Genomic DNA, 17,597 nt, shown 5'->3' with positions numbered 1-17,597 from the left:
CCGGCCTCCTCGTCCTCAGGCCACCGGGAAGGCCACGTCGCACACCGGGTCCTCGGCACCCGCGGCGTCCCAGTCCGCGAAGTACAGTTCCCGGCACGGACCGGCCTGCGTCAGCCCCCGGGCCGCCATCCACTCCTCCACCGCCTCGAAGGCGGCCAGGATCTGCGGATGCGCCACCTGCGCCTTGGTGATCCGGACGTAGGCCAGCCGCCGGGCCGGTTCCACCCGCACCGCCGTCTCCCGGGCCCGGCCCCGCCGCGAGGCCCACTCCCGCGCCGCCGCCCCGTCGGCGACCGGGACACAGGACTCCGCGGGGCCGTCGCTCTCCGTCGACACCTCGGCGTGGTACGCCACGAACGGCACCCCGGCCACGCCCCCGCACTCCCGGGCCGCCTCCTCCAGCCTCCCCAGCGAGGCGCCGATCCACGCCGGCAGCTCGTCCACCAGCGTGTGCCGCGTCTCGGTGACCAGGACCTGCTCGGGCACGTCCACCGTCTCGACCACGAACTTCACGTGCATCTCGGAACTCCTCCCCGCCAGCCGTGCACGGAGGTACGCGGCGAGTGTCCGCTGCCCGGCGATCCGCGCCTCGACGTCCGCCCAGTAGGCGGCGAGCCGGTCGGCCGCCGCCGCGCCGTCGTCCGCGTCGACGACCTCGGCGACCACCGCCAGCGGCATGTCCAGCTGCCGCAACAGCGCCACCGTCCGGGCCCGCTCGACCTGGTCGGCCCGGTAGAACCGGTAGCCGGTGACCTCGTCGACCCGCGCCGGGGCGAGCAGCCCCATCCGGTCGTACAGCCGCAGGGCCTTGGCCGACAGCCGCGTCCGCGCCGCGAACGCCCCGATGCCGAGCAGTTCCTCGCCCACTCCGTCGTCCTCCGTCGCCGGACGGCCCTTCCGCCCGGCGACACCGAGGCTCGACCCTGCCCCGGGGGCAAGGTCAACGGGGCTCCGGCGGCCGTGTCCTAGCCGATCGCCTTCTCCACCGCCGCCACGACCTCCGCGGCCTCCGGATCGGTCTGCGGCGAGAAGCGTGCGACGACCTCGCCGTCCCGTCCGATCAGGAACTTCTCGAAGTTCCAGCGGATGTCCCCGCTGTGCCCCTCGGCGTCGGCGAAACCGACCAGCCGCCGGTACAGGGCGTGCCGCCCCTCCCCGTTCACCTCGACCTTCTCGGTCATCGGGAAGGTCACCCCGTACGTCGCCGAGCAGAACTCGGCGATCTCCTCCGCGCTGCCCGGCTCCTGCCCGAGGAACTGGTTGCAGGGCACGCCGAGCACGGTGAAGCCGCGCTCGGCGTACCGCTCGTGCAGCCGCTCCAGCCCGGCGTACTGCGGGGTCAGCCCGCACTTGGAGGCCACGTTCACGACGAGCACGGCCCGGCCCGCGTACTGCGCGAGCCCGGCGGGACCGCCGTTCAGGGCACCGATCTCGACGTCGAGGGGAGAGGTTCCGTTGTTCTCTGCAGTCGTCATGAGCGGAGCCTAGCCCCGGGACGTGACGTTCTCGTGCCTCCGCCCGGGCAGCCGGCCCGCCCGCACACGGCTCGTGCACTCAGGTGGATCCGAGCGGACGCGCTCTGCCCGGTGGCGGCGGGACGCCCGGGCCACGCGCGGACGACCGGCGGACCCCTTCGCCCGGCTGCTGCCGTTCCTCGTGCCGGCTGTGGTGGCGCCGGCGGCGTGGGCCGCCCGGCTCGGCCGGGACCAGCACCGTGACGTGCACCCCGACGGTTCGGCGACCGGCCCGTACGAGGCGTGCCAGGTGATCGGGCTGGTGCTGACCCTGCCGGCCCCGGTGCGCGGGGCGGCGTCCCGGCACCACACCGCGGGCGCTGTGCCCGGCACCACGGCGGGCCTGACCGCCGCCTCCCACGACCGGTCGGACGACGCCGGCGGCCTCTCCGCGGTCGGCGCGGGGACGGTCACGGCGGGCAGCCTCGCCGTGACCGCCGCCGTCTCCGCCGTGATCACCCCCGCGGCACGGCCCGGGCGGCCGACCGGAGCCCGACGGCCCACCGCGCCTCCCTCCTCCGCGCCGCGCGGTGCCCGGTGACGTCGGCCGTGCCCCGGCCCGGGCCCGGTCCGCGGGAGTCGGCCGGGGCGTGGGGTGACCGCCGTCGAGGAGGCCCCGCGGTCTCACGGCACGTTCGTGGAGGACCTCTTCGGGACGCTGCCGGGCCGCACGGGTCTCCCGGGGCAGCGGACCCCGAGGCACGGGACTGAGGGACCCGGCGGGATGCGGAACCGCCCCGCGGCCGGGCGCCGGTCCCGGTGCGCCGGCTAGTCGGGCTCGGGCTGGGTCCGGGTGGGCTGGACGGACCAGCTCCCGGTGCCCATCGAGGACCTCCGGATCCTCCGCAGCTCGTCGACGACGTCCTGGCCGGGAACCTGCGTGTGGTCCTTCACCAGGTGGGCGAGAGTCGACAGCAGGTGATCCGGTTCCAGGAACCTGGCGCGCGAGCCCTGGGTCCCCAGCACGCCGTGCACGCCCGGCCGGCGGTCCCGGACGACGATCAGCGTGTCCTCCGGGGACACCTCCAGGGCCATGTCACTGGTGAGCACCGACACCGGTACGCGCAGGGTGATCGACCCGGCTCCCTCGGCGCTCCACTCGGAGAGCACGTAGGAACCCTCCTGACGGACCGGGGTGGTCTCCATCCCCAGGCACTCGGCGAGCCAGCACAGTTCCTTGAGGTAGGAGACGTGCCCGTCGGCGTTCTCCAGTTTCGTGGAGACGTCGTCGAAGAACGCGCCGTCGCCGCCGGGGATCAGCACGCTGGCCCACTCCCGGGCGAGGCGCTCGCGGTGTTCGCGCTCCTGCGCCACCCGGTCGTCGATGATGCGCCGCGCGTCCTTGCGCTCGCTGTCGGTGAGCACGTCGCGCAGCTGATCGGTGTCCACCAGCCTGGAGAGCGGGGACGGCTGCTCCTCCTCCGGCAGGGCCGCCAGTTTCGCGAGGCGCTCCCGGTGCAGTCCCGCGATGCGCATCTTCGACACCTGGGCGAGCCACGTCGGCAGCCCCGACTCCACCTGCTGCGAGATCGCCTGCATGCGACCCGAGTGGTCGACGCCGTCGTCGGTGACGCTGATCTCCGCCGCGGCGCGGAGGTACCCCGCCATCTGCTCGCACAACTGCTCGACGTCCGAGTAGAACAGGGACAGCGAGGGCGGCTTCATGTGCCCCTTGTCCGGTTCCTCCTCCGACCTGATGGAGCCGGAGAACCGCTGCTGCATCTCGGCGAACGGGATCCCCTTCATCCACTCGTACGCGACCAGCGCGCGGAGCAGGGCGTTGATCTCGTCGAGCGACGCGGTCTCCTCGTCGCTCTCCATCAGGTTCCGCAACTCCTCCGACGCCACCGCGTTCTGCGGGTCCAGCAGCCGGTCGGGCATCACGACGGACTCGGAGGCCACCCACTGTCTGCAACTCGCCCGCTGTTGCTCCGACTCCGAGCAGTGCGCCATGGCCATGGTCTGGACGGCCCCCTTCAGGGAGGGCAGGTGCCGGCTGGTGCTCTGGCCGGGCAGGGAGACCCAGGCCGTCACCTGCCGGATGGGCCGGGTCCGGCAGGCGTGCCAGAGCAGGTCGATGGTCCCGGCGCCGCTGCGCGCCCGCTCGGCCAGTTGCTGCAGCTCGGGGGCGTCGTCCAGCTCCAGGCCGGAGCGCCCGACCGCCTGGCCGACGGGGGTCAGCGTCAGGCTCTTGCCCGCTCCGGGCCGCCTGCTGAGGCTCTCCTCGTGGATCAGGCCGCGGTTCTGCAGCTCCTCGAGGACCCGCTCCGGCGTCGGAATCTGGGGCTGAGGCTCGGGCTCGTAGCTGATCAGCAGATTGTCCAGGATCGTCCTGACCCGTTCCAGCCACTTCCTGCGGGTCAGCATGCGGTTGTCCTGGCACAGCACCTGCAGCACGAGACCGCAGATCGCCACCGGGTCGCGGTACTGCGACCGGACCTTCAGCGAGCGGGACTTGCTCTTCACGAACCGCTTGAAGACCCCCTCCACGCTGGAGAGCTCGTCGATCTCGGCGGCCGTCAGCCCGTCGACCATCTGGAGCTCCCGGTCGGTGGGCACGAGGATGTAGAACTCCCCCTGGCCCGCTGCCGTCTTGCCGCGGCGTCCCGCGCGGCCGCCCTTGTTGTCGAGGTCGGCGGGCCGCAGGATCTGCCGGACCCGGCCCGTCCCGGCGCCGCTGAGACCGGAGATGCTCGTGGCGATGACCGTGTCGGCGGGCAGGTTGAGGCCGACGGCGAGGGTGTCCGTGGCCACGAGGACCCGCAGCAGCCCGTCATCGGCGCGGAACTCGTCCTCCAGCATGCGGCGCATCGGCGGGGCGAGCGCGGCCGAGTGCGCGGCCACGCCGCTGCGCAGCCCGCGGATGACCAGTTCGTGGCCCGGGATGTCGGAGTTGCGCAGCCGCGAGTAGAGGGAGTTGGCCCGGTCGCGGGCCGCGGAGGACTCGTTGTTGTACCGGCCGTGCGCCCAGGGGGAGCCGCCCGACGGCTGGCCCATCGCCTGGTCCAGGACCTTGCGGATGCCCTCGGCCAGCTGGTCCGAGGCGGTCCGGGTGGGGACGAAGACGATGATCCGGCGCTTGTCGTTCTGCTTGAGGATGCTGAGCACCAGGGTCGCGGCGAGTTCCGCCGTGGACAGTCCCTGGAGCCCGTTGAGCCCCTTGGAGAGCGCCTGCGCGTACTTCGTGCGCAGTTCGGGGAGGGAGTGGTCCTGCTGGTACTCGGAGTCCGGTACCGCCCGGCCGGGCATGCTGAGGAGGTGGGAGTTGGGCTGGACCAGCCAACTCCGTCGGCCGACGACGTAGGTGTCGAGGGGGACGGGGCGTTCGTTGCTGCTGGGCGTGAACGTGGTGCGGCCTGTGCCCAGCCACCGCTCCAGGGTCTCGCCCGCCTCCGGGGTGAGCGCGGCCGACAGGCCCAGCAGGGCGGGCTGCTCCCCGCCGATCCGGAGCTTGATCAGGGTCAGGAGCGCTTCCAGCTTGGCCGCCCGGTCGCTGGTCTCGGCCAGCATCTGCAGTTCGTCGACGACCACCACCCCGGTCTTGTCCAGCGGGCTCAACCCGTTGACCAGGTACACGCCGAGCTTCTCGTAGATGGCGACGGCGACGCTGTACCGGCCGCCGCCGACGGGGCGGTCGCTCTCGGGGTAGTCCCGGGAGACGCCGTACACGTTGAGCTTGTCCAGCGGCTTACGGCTGTCGCGCCAGCTCTGCCACTCGGCCTCCTCCTGGGCCACCAGGGCCTTGGTCGGCAGCAGCATCATCGCCGAGTTGCCGCTGTTCAGGGCCATCGTCATGCCCACGCGCGCCACGGTGGTCTTGCCGCTGTTGGTCACGGCGTACACCAGCGCGATGCCCCGGTCGTCGATGATCTTGCGGCAGACCCTGATGAGCTCCCGCTGGAAGCCGTCGAGCTTCTCCCAGGGGCCGAGTTTCTCCTCCCACAGCTCCAGGAACGCCTTCCGCTGGTCCGGCTGGGCGGACCTGGGCAGGAGGTCCGGGTACCCGGACACGTCGGGAAGGAGCGCGGAGTGGTCCGGCGGGGCCTGCGCCGGAATGACGACGGCCGGTGCGACGGCCCGCGAGGCCTGCGGCGGTGAGGAGGACGGATCAGGGGAGGACGAGGAGGAGGGCGGTGAGCCGGGGATGACGATCACTTCCGGCCTGGCGGGCGGGACGAGCGGCTCCGTGGGCGCGTCGACCTGGAGGCCGTGTCTGACGGCCAGGGTCTTGCACTCCACGTTGTGCGGGTAACGGCCCTCGGTGAGGACGGCGCGGACGATCTCCCGCCAGCCCCAGTCGACCACGCCGGCCTGGGCCTCGGTCCTGACCTCGTCCCAGAAATCTCGGTGGTTCTTCCCGTCGAACGGCAGTCCGTCGGCGGGGAACCCCAGATCGGTCAGGAACTTGCGGCGCCGCTCACTGTCCTTGCACACCTTGGTCAGTCCCCGGACGAGCAGCGTCCAGTCCTCGTCCGGGATGTCCCAGGCGTCGGGTTCCCCGCTCCCGGTTCCGAGCGGCTGCGGCGATTCGGGTGCGTCGGCAAGCGTCATTGCTTGCTCCTTCTGTCTCAGGCCGTTCGGGGCAGAACGATCAGATCGGTGCGGAGGGAACGGCAGAAACCGGCCCGGTTGACCACGTCCTGGGCCGCGATGTGTGCGGTGGCACGCAGGTGTTCGGGAGTCAACGGAACTGTGCGGGAGGCCAGTTCCCGGTAGAAGGCGGCGGCGAACTGCGTCGAGCAGTCCGAGTCGAGGGTGCCGCGGTGGGCGATCACCACGTCCGCCACGCCGGTGAAGAGACGGGCGATCTCCTCTCCGCCGCAGGAGCGCAACAGCAGCGCCCGCAGCCGGTGCCGATAGTGCTCGGCCGAGAGCCGCAGCGTCTCCACCAGGTCCGCCGCGGGCAGTGAGAGCGGTTCGCCCTCGTGGTCCTCCAGCAGCAGTGCCCCCTGGCTTCCGTGGCAGGCCAGGTGGAGGATGTCGGGCCGTTGCCGGCGAATCTGCTCCAGGTCGGCCGGGGTCGCCGCCGGGCAGGACAGGACGTCCAGCGCGTCGGCGGCCGCCGACTGGATCTCGCGCAGCTCGGCGGCGGCCCGCACCGCACCGCGCCGCGCCGGTTCGGCGCCGAGCACCATGACCTTGAGCCGTCCGGTGCCGGACCGGGGGGCACCGGACGGCGTGCGCGACTCGGGGACGGACGCGGCTCCGCGGAAGACGGGGTGGTGGGGGTAGCGTTCCCTGGCCTTGGCCAGGATCGACCGGCGGCCGTCGGCCATGACCCCGGTGGCCAGACCCAGGGAGACCTGCTCCCAGTACTCCCACAACGTGCCCGGCGCGTAGGGGAGGGCGTCGGCCGGGTAGCCCGCGCTGCGCAACAGCACTTCGGCCCGGGAGGGCGTGTTGTAGACCGTCGCCAGCGCTCGGATCTCCTCCGGGAGGAGCGGCGCCTCGGCGTTCCCCTCGCCGGTGCTCACAGCGTGGCCTCCAGCCGCAGCGGGTCGGGCAGTCGCCGGGTGAAGCGCCGCAGCAGGGGAATCCTGACCCCGGCGCTGACCGTGAGGGTCACCTCGGTGACGGCATCGGCCGCCGTGCGGACGACGAGGCTGAGGGGATGGCAGCCGGACAGCTCGTGGGCGCGGGTCCGGCGGAACTCCCACGCGGGGGCGCCGCTCTGGAGACCCAGGGCCTCGACGAGGGGCTGGTGGGATATGTACTGGACGCTCCGGCCGATCTCCCCGAGGGAGGCGTCCGCGCCGAGCAGGGACAGCTGTGGTCCGAGCCTGCGGGTCCTGCTGATCTCCACCGGGTCCGAGAGCCGCATCGGTTCCATGGAGTGGGCGACGGGCGCCGGTTCGTCGGGCTTGGACGTGATGTTCAGGGCGACGTGGGCGAACTCCAGCCGAGGCCGCTGAGGGGTGGGGGAGAAGGTCACGGCCAACCGGACGAGGTGGTAGGCGTGGCGGCCGGCCTCCGCCGCGGCGTAGCGCGCGAGTTCGGGATCGGCGGAGAGCTCGTCGGGGGTCAGCCGCAAGGCGGTCGGCCCGCCCAGCGTGATGCGTCCGGCGAGCGGCGGCGTCGCGGAGGTGTCGGATTCACCCCGTGACGCGTCGTCGGGCGGTAGCACGAGCTCGTGTGCGGGTAATTGGGGGTCGGGGAATTCGATCAACATAACCTCGCGTACCGGACGACCTGCCACAGGAGCGACCCGACTGAAGTGGTACGTCTCCTGCGAGAGCTGTGGATTCGAAGGCTAGCGACTGACAAGTCGTCGAAACCAGTCAAAGGGAAAAAATTATGTGGATTCTTCCCTTCGCTCGTGGACGTCCTGGATACTGTCTGCCAGCAGGCATCCTTACCGGTCAACCCCTCGGCCCGTCCCCACCGTTGGAGTCCCTTCCTCGGGAGGGCGGCGGGGCGGAGCAGCCGCCTCGGATCGATTCCGGTCGTTCCGCTGTCACTGCGCGCGGTCACGTCGAGACCATCGACGAAGAGGTGCGTGCGCACGCCGGCGGCCCGGGACGCGCGACCGGCCCTGCCCGGCCTGACGGGACGCCGACCCCGACCGCTCCGGGTCGGCGGCCGGTGTTATCCGTCGCTCCCCGTCCGCCCCCGCCGGATCGGGCACGGGCGGCCCCCTCCGGGCTTCCCGGGGAGGGAAGGCCGGGAGAGGGGGCCGCGTCGGGTCCGGTCGGCGGTCACGCGGTCAGCTGCGGCCGTCGGGTCGACACGGAGCTCACCGCGGAGCCGCAGACCAGGACTGCTGACAGCGCGATCAGGTTGGTCAGGACGTCCTGGATCTGTGCGACGGGGCCGCAGACGATCACGATGACGACGAGGACGGCGGCCCAGCCTCGCAGCCGGGGGGTGGAGAGCGGGTTCGTCGAGGTCACACTCATGGCAGTACCTCCTGGGTGCCCGCCCGCCGACCGCTGCCCCTGCCGGGAGGCCCGTGCGGCGGTCGGTGGGCTGTTGCGTGGGGTCACTGTGATGTGGGTGTGCCCTCGGCGTGCGGGGGAGTAACGCTGCGTAAGGGTGATCTCGCTCCCGGTCGAGAGGCGCAGGTACGCCCGGCAAGGCCGACGGAGTCTCGAAGACCGAGCCGAGTTCCCCCGAGCGCGTTCAGCGGCCGGAGCGGTGACCAGCGGCCGCGTGGGCCTCGGGCCTTGCGGCCCTCCCGGCGCCGACCTGCGGTCGAACCGTCGGCGCCGGTCCGCGTCGAGCCCTCCTTCACGGCCCGCGGACGGTCCGGAGCGCCGCGGTGGTGCGGCGGGTCCCGTGCGGGGGGACCCGCGAGATCCGGGGGCGTGACGGGGCGGCCGTTGCCGCACGGGGCCGTCGGTGGCACGTACTAACGTGCCCGCAGCACCCGCCGACGTCTGCCGCCCCGAGGAGCCGCGATGCCCGGAGACACACCCGAACCGCCCGCGGAGGACCTGCGCACCCTGATACCGGAGTACGCGGCCCTCGCCCGGGAAACCACCCTCCTCAACCCGGAGCCCGGCGACCCCGGTGTGCGGGAGAGTTCGCTGGGAGGCGAGCTGCTGTGGCCCGCGGACGAGCCGTGGCCGTACTGCGCGCAGGAGGACCACTGGACGTTCGGCTCCGACCCGTCCAACAGGACCGAGATCGTCCCGGGCGCGGTGCCGATGGTGCCGATCCTCCAGCTGTTCGCCCGGGACGTGCCGGGGCTGGAGTTCCCGGAGGGGAAGGACCTGCTGCAGCTGGTGTGGTGCGCGCTGGTGCACGAGCAGGATCCCGGCCCGGTGGTGCCGCGGCTGTACTGGCGCAACGAGGCGGAGGTCGTGGCCGGAGGGCTGCTGTCCGGGATCCCCGAGGCGAGCGAGGGGGAGTACGACGAGGAGCACGTGCCGGAACCGTCCACGCTGTCCCCGGCGACCGCGGAGGACTTTCCGAGTTGGCGTGACCTGCCCGAGGACGTGTGGGAGACCTGGGAACCCCGTTTCCGGTCGCCGACGGGCGGCTCGGTGTGGCCGCCGGACTCCAACGTCATCGGGACGAAGGTCGGCGGCTGGCCCGCCTGGACGCAGCCCGCCCACTGGCCGGACTGCGAGGGCGGGCACCGCATGGAGCACCTCCTGACCATCACCGGCGACATCCAGCTGGGCGACTGCGGCGGCGTCTACTTCTTCCACTGCCGCCGGTGCCCCGGCCTCCCGTGGGACTGGCGCTTCGACTGCCACTGACGGCCGGGGCGGGCGGGGTCCCGGTGACGGGACCGAACCGTCGACGATCGGGGACCGCTCCTGCCTCCGGTTCCCCGTGGCCGGCGGCGCTTCCCGCGGTCTCCCGCTGCTCCCCGCTCGACCCGGTGCGTCGGCGGCGGCGTACTGCTCAACAGGGCGCGCCCGTGGGTGTCCCCGAACCGCGCCCGCACCGTCGCGCGCCCACCGTGGTGTCCAGCGGGCGCGGTCGGGAGGTCAGGACCCCGCGGGCTCGCCGGGCCGCGGGTCGGCCGCGGAACCTCCCGGGGCGGCGACGGCCGGCCTGACCGCGCGGTTCGTCACCGCGTCGTAGTCGTCACCCGTCTCCAGGGCCGTGGTGGCGGCGTTGACGAATTCCCGCGGCAGCCGGGCGGTCCTGCAGCGGGGCGCCGTCACCGAGGGCCCGCGGTGCGCCGCGTCCGCCCCTTCGTGCAGGGCCGCGGCGTCCTGCGCGTCGGCGGCGCGGGCGATGGGCGCGTCCACGCACGTCGTGCAGGACACGCGGCGGGAGGCCATGAGCCACGCGGAGCGGCTGCTCAGGAGGCGCCCCGGCCGTAAGCGACCCTCCCGCTGGTGTCGGAAGGCCCGGCCGCGATCGGTCCGGGTCCTTCGGCCCGGTGCCCCCGGCAGGATTCGAACCCGTGACACCGCTTCAGGGGTTCGCTCCGTCACGGGCCCGGCACCGGGCGGATCTCCAAGGCGTCGTCCGGCCGACCGGCCCGTTCCACCAGACGTGCCGACCGGCACACCTCCTCAGGGACCGACAGGCCCGTCGGCCGTCGTCCTTCCGCACGGGGAGCACGGGGAGCACGGGGAGCACGGGGGCACCGGTCTTCACCGGCTGACCGCACTCGGGGCAGGGCCGGGCGTCGCCGGTCGTGCAGCGCACCTCAGCCGAGGGCGATCACGGGTCCGCACCGGATTGCGGACACGCCTTCACGGCTTCCTGACGCACCGTGATCAAGGGCGGTGAGGCGCCGAGGAGCGGAACTCTGACAGGTGCGTTCTGGGGCACGCTCCTGACCTGCACAAATAGATGCCCGATGAACGGATATCGCCGTCCGGATAACGGTCGCGTCACGGGTGCTGGGCTTTTGGGAGGTCACTCAAGGTGTTGTGACGTGCATCACTCTATCGGGTGGGTGGCGTGTGTTAGGAATGCGCAACTCCGCAGGTGGCACCACCCCTCGCCACTTCTGCGGAGTGCCGGGCCCGCTCCGGCAGCACGACCGAGGTGATCACGCTCCGAGTCCGCGGACGTCGACCCCCGGATCGCCGATCGGACAACGGCGTTCGCTCAAAGACCGCACCCCTACTGGCGCAGCACCGTGTGCGCCGGTCCTGCGCTACTGAGGTCCCCACCGTGTCACTCGATTCCCTCACCCAGTCCATCGACAAGGCAGTCAGCGGATTCTTTGAACCCATAGCCGGCTGGCTCGGCGAAGTCGTCTTCTACTCCGTCCCCGTGGCCGGTACGGAGCTCCCGCTCATCGTCGCCTGGCTGGTGGTCGCCGGTCTGGTGTTCACCGGCTGGTTCGGCCTCGTGCAGGTCCGCAAGTTCAAGCTCGCCGTCGACGTGGTGCGCGGGAAGTACGACGAGAAGGGATCGGCCGGCGAGGTCAACCACTTCCAGGCGCTGACCGCCGCCGTCTCCGGCACCGTCGGCCTCGGGAACATCGCCGGCGTGGCCGTCGCCGTCTCCATCGGCGGCCCGGGCGCCACGTTCTGGATGATCCTGTGCGGCCTGCTCGGCATGGCCACCAAGTTCGTCGAGGTCACCCTCGGCGTGAAGTACCGCGAGGTGCACGCCGACGGCACCGTCTCCGGCGGCCCGATGCACTACCTGCCCAAGGGCCTGGCCGACCGCTTCGGCGCGGGCGGCAAGAAGCTCGGCAAGGTCCTCGCGATCCTGGCCTCCGCCATGGTGCTGTTCTTCGGCCTCTTCGGCGGCAACCTCTTCCAGGTCAACCAGTCCTACGCGCAGCTGGTGTCCGTCACCGGCGGCGAGGACGGCCTGATGGGCTCCTCCGCCGGCGCACTCTTCTTCGGCCTGCTGGTCGCGGCCCTCGTCGGCATCGTGCTGCTCGGCGGCATCCGCTCCATCGCCAACGTCACCAGCAGGCTCGTGCCCGCCATGGCCGGCATCTACATCGTCGGCTGCCTGATCGTCATCCTGGTCAACGTCACGGCCGTCCCGGCCGCGATCGGCACGATCATCGAGGGCGCCTTCGATCCCGAGGGCGTCGCGGGCGGTGTGCTCGGCGCGCTGATCATCGGTTTCAAGCGGGCCGCGTTCTCCAACGAGGCCGGCCTCGGCTCCGCGCCGATCGCCCACTCCGCGGTCAAGACCAAGCACCCCGCGAGCGAGGGCCTGGTCGCCCTGCTGGAGCCGTTCATCGACACGGTCGTCATCTGCACGATGACCGCGCTGACCATCGTGATCGCCAACCCGGCCAGTTGGGCCGAGGCCCGGGCCGGTGAGTCCATCGGCGGCGTCACCATCACCTCCGACGCCTTCGGCACGGTCCTGCCCTGGTTCCCGTACGTCCTCACCGTCGCGGTGATGCTGTTCGCCATCTCCACGGTGCTGACCTGGGGCTACTACGGCCTCAAGGCGTGGACGTACCTCTTCGGCCGCAGCAAGGGAAGCGAGCTGACGTACAAGGTCGTCTACACGGTCTTCGCCGTCGCGGGCTCCCTGCTGACCCTCCAGACACTGATCGACATGGCCGACGCGGTGCTGTTCATGCTCGCCGTCATCAACATCATCGGCCTCTACCTCCTCGCCCCGGTCGTCAAGCGTGAGCTGAACTCCTTCCTGGAGTTCGTCCGCGCCCGCAGGGCCGGCGAGATCACGGACGACGAGTCCGGCGAGGACCAGGAGCCGGTGAGGACCACCGTCTGACCGCCCCCGGCGGCCCGGCTCCTCGAGAGGGTCTGCTCCCCACCTCGCGCCTTGGTGGGGGACGGGCCCTCTCGCCCGTTCCCAGCCTGTCCCGGCGGGCGAGAGCCGTTCCGATGGCATCTCCGACAACCCGGCGGGGCGCAAAGGGCGCATCGATGCGGTGCCGGTGCGCCGGGAAGTCCGGTCGGCGTCCGAGAGGCCTGTGCGCCCGCCGCCGACACGCCCCGGAGGATCCCTTCCCCTGACCCGGGCACGCCCGCGCAAGACCGTCTTCGACCGGCCGCCCCGGAGGCCCTGCGCACGGAGACGGCCGACGGGCTGGTTCCACCAGTGGTGCAGGGGCCTCAGCGCCCCTTCCCGAAGCGGGGCTGTCGGCTGGACCTCAGGGCAGACCAGAGGATGACGCCGGTGGCGCGGAGGGCGATCAGGTCAGTCGAAGAGGTGCCTCGGGCTGTAGGAACCGTCCGCAACGCAGGCGAGCAGGTCACGGAAGGTGTGGAAGAACATGTCGTCTCCCGCGCTGCTCCACCAGAAGCGTTCCAGGGCCTCATCGCCGTGATGAAGCATCAGGACGCCTGCGGACCCCTCGGCGCTGACGTAGATCGGGAAGACACGCGTCCCTTCCGGCAGCCCGACCTCGGTCAGCGGACCGGTCTCCAGGGTGATGTCGCGGAACACGGAGGCCGGCCTGCTCCGCTCCGGATCCTCCCAGTCGCGACATCCCAGGAGCGGCATCGTGTACCGGAATCCGTCCAGCCCGTCCGTCAGGGACAGGAAGTGCCGGTACTCCGGGTCCAGCGGCTGGCCGGCCAGGGCCTCCAGCTCCCCGATCTGCGCGGGATCGCCGGGGATCTGAGCCCGGGCATCTCGTCCGGGCACAGGGGAGAGGCGGCGAGGTATGCGCGCGTCCTGGCGCGCATCAGTTCGCCGATGAGCATCCACATCTCCATGACCTTCTCCGCCCTCCGTGACGACGACTGAATCACCCAGGTCCCGCGCTGCCCGGGTGACGGCGATCCTGATCCGGACGAAGGGCCGCCTGGGAGGGGCCCCTCCCGAGCCGGTCCTTCTGTCGGTGCCCCTGGCGGGATTCGGACCTGCGACACCCGCTTCAGGGAGGGGCCGGGTCCTTTCCGGGGGCTGCCCGAAGCTGTTGCGTGGTGTTATTCGGCCTGGTCGGCGGCGAAGCGACTGCGTGTGTGATCCTCCACGTGACGCCCTGCGCCGGGCAGTCCGCTCACGCATCGCGCACGCGCGGAGCCCACGTCCTGAGGCGAGGGTGCGGCACTCCTCCCGGCCGGCCCGCTCAGGCGGGCGGTGACGCGGCCCCGCGGTCCGGTGCCCGACCCGGCACGCCTTCCGCACGTCCGTCCGGGCGGGCGGGGCGTTCCGAGGTTCGGCGGGGTGGGCTGTCGGACAGGCCGCGGACGGTGCCGGACGCGCGTGAACGCAACCAGAACTGCACAACCGGCACCCGTCGGCACGGACGGGCCGACCGCGTGCGTCCTCACCCACGTGCGTCGCGGAGTCGTACGTGCCCGAGCCGACCCGCCACCACCCACGTGATCAGCTCGAACCGGGACGGGAACCGTCTGACGCTCCGTTCGCGGCACGGCGGTACTCGGCGTTGATGCGCTGGGCCTCCTCAAGCTGGTCCTCGAGGATGATGATGCGGCATGCCGCCTCGATCGGCGTGCCCCTGTCGACGAGCTCGCGGGCGCGAGCAGCGATCCGCAGCTGGTAGCGGGAGTACCGGCGATGTCCGCCCTCCGAACGCAGCGGAGTGATCAGACGAGCCTCACCGATGGCCCGGAGGAAGGCGGGGGTGGTGCCCAGCATTTCGGCGGCCCGGCCCATGGTGTACGCGGGGTAGTCGTCGTCGTCCAGACGATCGCTGAGTGGAGTATCTGCTGCCATGTCACCTCGTTGTGCAACGCGTCGAGGGGCCCTGGTGCCGTACGGCACCAGGGCCCCGAAGGAAATGAAACACCATCTGTCGGCCCTCATGCTCTGCCGACCTTCTGTTTCCGCTACCCGGCCCGGCAAGGGGAGGGGTGCGGGGATCGCGGCTGCGTGACCGGGGACCACCATCCAATCCGGGGTCTTGCGGTACCCGGACCGAGAGCTTCCCGGGCCGGGCGATCCCGATGGCGTCTGCTCCTCCGTCCTTTCTCTGAACCGACCACTCGATGAACGGGTACTGCGGTACTGCTCGGTGATGCTGTTCTGCAGCCCCTCGGCCTGCGGGCTGCGCGGTGCGGCTCTCAGCCCCGTCGCCCTTCCGCAAACACCTTGGCTTCGGGGCTGCAGAGCCGCACTGACCTGCGGAACTTACGTACTTCTACCCGCCAGTTCGTGTCTGCCGGGTCTCACTTGACCGTATCGACGAGAGAAACACTAACCGTGCCAGGAGGGAATGTCTACTCTGGCAAGAGCAGATTTTTTGCGCTCGGAAGCCACAGGCGTCCTGTGCTGCGGTAACGGGTGGAACGAGTCGTCCCGGGCGGCGAGAACGTGGCGGGGCCGCACTCAGGGCTCGGGGACAGCCGCCTCCTGTCGCCCCGGCAGCCGCCCGCCTCACGCCAGGGGCAGGGCCGAAGGGACCGGTGTGCGTGCGGGCGTGCGCCGCCTCGCCCCTCCGCCCGGCCAGGAGTCTTCGCGCGGGCGACGAGACGCCGGGGCGGCGATACGACGGTGAGGGCCCTGCCGACGCGCGTCGGCAGGGCCCTCACCGGGTCTTCGATGGCGGTTCTCCGCCCGTCAGGCGGTTCTCCGCCTTCCTCGCACCTCCGCGGAGGCGGCGCCCCCGAGCAGTGCCGAAGCGGTCCGGAGCGGAGTGGGGACGTCCACCGGCGCTCTCTCGGGGTGCCCGTGGCGGGTGAAGCCGAGGCGGGTCACGGCCCGGACGACTTCGCCGCCGGTGCAGTCGCGGCGGTCCTGCCGGGTGATGATCCGGCCCGCTTGCCCGGCCGGTCGGAGCGGATCAGTCGGCGAGGGCGAGGGCGCCGGGGGTCCGGCCATGCTCCCCGACGTCACCGGGACGAGCACCGGGCGAGGTGAGCGATCCGGCGAGGACGTCCCGCAGACGGATCCGGTCCGTGTAGCCGGGGCTGTCGCGGCTGACGGCGAGCCGGGCCAGAGTGATCAGGCCCGTGCTCTGGTCGTCCGCGTCGCACAGGACGAGGTGATCGACACGGGCACCGGCCATGAGGGACAGAGCCACCTCGACCGTCATGTCGTCAGGGACCCGGGGCCCGGACGCGTCCGTGCCGTCGGCCACGGCCTCGGGGGAGCGATCCGTTACCTGGTGCTGCGGTCGATCCGTCGTCATGCGTGCCTCCTGCGGAAAGGGACGGGCTGGTGATCCGGCTGGGGCCTCTCGTTCGGATCATGCCGGGCTCGCGGGATCCGGCCCGATCCAGACGAAAGACCCTAGGCGGCCGAGCCGAAGCCGGTCCGCCGCTGTGTCCTGCGGCGCGCCGCTTCGCTGACGGGCCCGCCCTGTCCGGCGCGGCCCCGGCGACTCCGACGGCCCCGGGACGAAGAGGACGTGCCGCGGGGACGTTCCGTGTCCGGCGCCGTGACGACGACCGGGACACCGGAAGGGGCCTGGGCCCCTGTGATGCGGCTCAGCTCCGCCTCGCCCGAACGCACCTGGGCGACCCGGGGAGTGATGCCCGCGGCAGCCATCAGCCGGGTCATGCCGCGACGCTGGTCAGGGGTCACCAGGGTGACGACGCTGCCGGACTCGCCGGCACGGGCCGTACGACCGCCGCGGTGCAGGTAGTCCTTGTGGTCGCTGGGCGGATCCACATTGACGACCAGGTCGAGGTTGTCGACGTGGATCCCGCGCGCCGCGACGTTGGTCGCCACCAGGACCGTCACACAACCGCTCTTGAACTGGGCCAGGGTCCGCGTGCGCTGCGGCTGCGACTTGCCGCCGTGCAGGGCCGCGGCGCGGACACCGCTGCTCAGCAGGTGCTTGGTCAGCCGGTCCACCGCGTGCTTGGTGTCAAGGAACATGATCACTCGACCGTCTCGCGCCGCGATCTCGGTGGTCGTCCGGTGCTTGTCCGCGTCGTGCACGTGGAGTACGTAGTGCTCCATCGTGGTGACCGCGCCCGCCGACGGGTCGACGGAGTGGACTACCGGGTCCGTCAGGTAGCGGCGGACCAGCCGGTCGACGTTGCGGTCCAGGGTGGCTGAGAAGAGCATCCGCTGCCCGTCGGGACGCACCTGGTCGAGCAGGGCGGTGACCTGGGGCATGAAGCCCATGTCGGCCATCTGGTCGGCCTCGTCGAGGACCGTGATGCCGACATCGTCCAGCCGGCAGTCGCCCCGGTCGATGAGGTCCTTGAGTCGCCCGGGCGTCGCGACGACCACTTCGGCCCCGGCGCGCAGCGCACCGGCCTGCCTGCCGATGGACGTCCCGCCGACGACGGTGGCCAGTCGCAGGCTCACGGAGCCGGCGTACGGAGTGAGCGCGTCGGTGACCTGCTGGGCGAGCTCACGGGTGGGGACGAGGACGAGGGCGAGCGGCTGCCGCGGCTCGGCACGCCGCCCCGCCGTGCGGGCCAGCACGGCGAGGCCGAAAGCGAGGGTCTTGCCGGAGCCGGTGCGGCCACGGCCGAGTACGTCACGACCGGCCAGGGAGTTCGGCAGGGTCGCCGCCTGGATCGGGAACGGTACGGTCACGCCCTCGCGGCCGAGCGTGGCGAACAGCCGCTCAGGCATGGCGAGGTCGGCGAACGACCCGGCGGCGGGCAGCGCCGGCGTGGTCGTCTTCGGCGGCGCGAACTCGCCCTGTACGGCCCGTCCGGCCTGGCGGTTCCCGTAGCCCTTCGAACGGCGCTGACCGCCGGAGCGGTCGGCGCCGGCGCTTCCTCCGAAGCGGTCATGTGTGCGGGATGTACGGGCACGCTTCATGCGGAACCTTCCTTGATGGAGCACGTATCA

14 protein-coding genes and 1 pseudogene are annotated in these 17,597 nt (G+C 71.9%); 3 read left to right on the top strand and 12 right to left on the bottom strand.

Going from position 1 to position 17,597, the window contains the following annotated elements; genetic code table 11:
* Positions 1 to 15: 15 nt before the first annotated feature.
* Together FHS37_RS21105 and FHS37_RS21100 are read right to left on the bottom strand one after the other, a co-directional pair.
* Entirely contained in the window at positions 16 to 867 is an 852-nt protein-coding gene (locus FHS37_RS21105; RefSeq protein ID WP_184823588.1) for a MerR family transcriptional regulator, read from the bottom strand.
* A gap of 98 nt (positions 868 to 965) precedes the next feature.
* Positions 966 to 1,475, bottom strand: a complete 510-nt coding sequence (locus FHS37_RS21100; protein WP_229889915.1) for a glutathione peroxidase — start codon at positions 1,473 to 1,475, stop codon at positions 966 to 968.
* 190 nt (positions 1,476 to 1,665) lie between these two features.
* Here FHS37_RS21100 and FHS37_RS21095 point away from each other — a divergent pair, with 190 nt between their 5' ends.
* The gene (locus FHS37_RS21095; RefSeq protein WP_375372312.1) at positions 1,666 to 2,055 is read left to right on the top strand and encodes a hypothetical protein; all 390 of its coding nucleotides are present in this window, start codon (positions 1,666 to 1,668) and stop codon (positions 2,053 to 2,055) included.
* Between the two features lie 227 nt (positions 2,056 to 2,282).
* Here FHS37_RS21095 and FHS37_RS21090 read toward each other — a convergent pair whose 3' ends face one another.
* The 4 genes from FHS37_RS21090 to FHS37_RS21075 form a co-directional block, all read right to left on the bottom strand.
* Positions 2,283 to 6,065 (bottom strand): DEAD/DEAH box helicase, encoded by a 3,783-nt coding sequence (locus FHS37_RS21090; protein ID WP_184823586.1) that lies wholly within the window; start codon positions 6,063 to 6,065, stop codon positions 2,283 to 2,285.
* A gap of 17 nt (positions 6,066 to 6,082) precedes the next feature.
* Positions 6,083 to 6,988 (bottom strand): effector-associated domain EAD1-containing protein, encoded by a 906-nt coding sequence (locus FHS37_RS40825; protein ID WP_184823584.1) that lies wholly within the window; start codon positions 6,986 to 6,988, stop codon positions 6,083 to 6,085.
* A complete protein-coding gene (locus tag FHS37_RS21080) occupies positions 6,985 to 7,683 on the bottom strand; it encodes a hypothetical protein (protein ID WP_184823582.1) in 699 nt (232 codons plus the stop codon). Before FHS37_RS21080 ends, FHS37_RS40825 begins: the two co-directional genes overlap by 4 nt.
* A 526-nt stretch (positions 7,684 to 8,209) precedes the next feature.
* The gene (locus FHS37_RS21075; protein WP_184823579.1) at positions 8,210 to 8,410 is read right to left on the bottom strand and encodes a hypothetical protein; all 201 of its coding nucleotides are present in this window, start codon (positions 8,408 to 8,410) and stop codon (positions 8,210 to 8,212) included.
* Between the two features lie 501 nt (positions 8,411 to 8,911).
* Here FHS37_RS21075 and FHS37_RS21070 point away from each other — a divergent pair.
* Positions 8,912 to 9,718, top strand: coding sequence for a DUF1963 domain-containing protein (locus FHS37_RS21070; protein WP_184823577.1), 807 nt, complete (start codon positions 8,912 to 8,914; stop codon positions 9,716 to 9,718).
* 234 nt (positions 9,719 to 9,952) lie between these two features.
* Here FHS37_RS21070 and FHS37_RS21065 read toward each other — a convergent pair whose 3' ends face one another.
* Complete coding sequence (locus FHS37_RS21065) at positions 9,953 to 10,237, bottom strand: hypothetical protein (RefSeq protein WP_184823575.1); 285 nt, start codon at positions 10,235 to 10,237, stop codon at positions 9,953 to 9,955.
* An 862-nt stretch (positions 10,238 to 11,099) separates the two neighbouring features.
* Here FHS37_RS21065 and FHS37_RS21060 point away from each other — a divergent pair.
* Positions 11,100 to 12,641 (top strand): alanine/glycine:cation symporter family protein, encoded by a 1,542-nt coding sequence (locus FHS37_RS21060; protein ID WP_184823573.1) that lies wholly within the window; start codon positions 11,100 to 11,102, stop codon positions 12,639 to 12,641.
* 429 nt (positions 12,642 to 13,070) lie between these two features.
* Here the strand turns inward: FHS37_RS21060 and FHS37_RS21055 are convergent, their stop codons facing one another.
* The 5 genes and pseudogenes from FHS37_RS21055 to FHS37_RS21040 form a co-directional block, all read right to left on the bottom strand.
* The gene (locus FHS37_RS21055; RefSeq protein ID WP_229889916.1) at positions 13,071 to 13,520 is read right to left on the bottom strand and encodes an SMI1/KNR4 family protein; all 450 of its coding nucleotides are present in this window, start codon (positions 13,518 to 13,520) and stop codon (positions 13,071 to 13,073) included.
* 687 nt (positions 13,521 to 14,207) lie between these two features.
* Positions 14,208 to 14,558: a helix-turn-helix domain-containing protein gene (locus tag FHS37_RS21050; protein ID WP_184823571.1), complete on the bottom strand. Its 351-nt coding sequence runs from the start codon at positions 14,556 to 14,558 to the stop codon at positions 14,208 to 14,210.
* Positions 14,559 to 15,401: 843 nt separating this feature from the next.
* Positions 15,402 to 15,614: pseudogene (locus FHS37_RS38880) on the bottom strand (SCO5918 family protein); the annotation flags it as partial.
* A gap of 10 nt (positions 15,615 to 15,624) precedes the next feature.
* Positions 15,625 to 15,972 (bottom strand): CBS domain-containing protein, encoded by a 348-nt coding sequence (locus FHS37_RS21045; protein ID WP_184823570.1) that lies wholly within the window; start codon positions 15,970 to 15,972, stop codon positions 15,625 to 15,627.
* Positions 15,973 to 16,073: 101 nt separating this feature from the next.
* Positions 16,074 to 17,567: a DEAD/DEAH box helicase gene (locus FHS37_RS21040; RefSeq protein WP_184823568.1), complete on the bottom strand. Its 1,494-nt coding sequence runs from the start codon at positions 17,565 to 17,567 to the stop codon at positions 16,074 to 16,076.
* Positions 17,568 to 17,597 lie beyond the last annotated feature (30 nt).

It is taken from the genome of Streptomyces griseomycini, assembly GCF_014203535.1.
Taxonomy (GTDB): Bacteria; Actinomycetota; Actinomycetes; order Streptomycetales; family Streptomycetaceae; genus Streptomyces; species Streptomyces griseomycini.
The sequence above is the reverse complement of the archived record's forward strand: the minus strand, read 5'-3'. Positions and strand labels throughout refer to the sequence as shown.

Bases quoted from the DNA above. Each gene is read 5' to 3' on its own strand.
- FHS37_RS21075 (WP_184823579.1), bottom strand. From the start codon at position 8,410: ATGAGTGTGACCTCGACGAACCCGCTCTCCACCCCCCGGCTGCGAGGC.
- FHS37_RS21050 (WP_184823571.1), bottom strand. From the start codon at position 14,558: ATGGCAGCAGATACTCCACTCAGCGATCGTCTGGACGACGACGACTAC.
- FHS37_RS21100 (WP_229889915.1), bottom strand. From the start codon at position 1,475: ATGACGACTGCAGAGAACAACGGAACCTCTCCCCTCGACGTCGAGATC.
- FHS37_RS21045 (WP_184823570.1), bottom strand. From the start codon at position 15,972: ATGACGACGGATCGACCGCAGCACCAGGTAACGGATCGCTCCCCCGAG.
- FHS37_RS21040 (WP_184823568.1), bottom strand. From the start codon at position 17,567: ATGAAGCGTGCCCGTACATCCCGCACACATGACCGCTTCGGAGGAAGC.
- FHS37_RS21080 (WP_184823582.1), bottom strand. From the start codon at position 7,683: ATGTTGATCGAATTCCCCGACCCCCAATTACCCGCACACGAGCTCGTG.
- FHS37_RS21070 (WP_184823577.1), top strand. From the start codon at position 8,912: ATGCCCGGAGACACACCCGAACCGCCCGCGGAGGACCTGCGCACCCTG.
- FHS37_RS21090 (WP_184823586.1), bottom strand. From the start codon at position 6,065: ATGACGCTTGCCGACGCACCCGAATCGCCGCAGCCGCTCGGAACCGGG.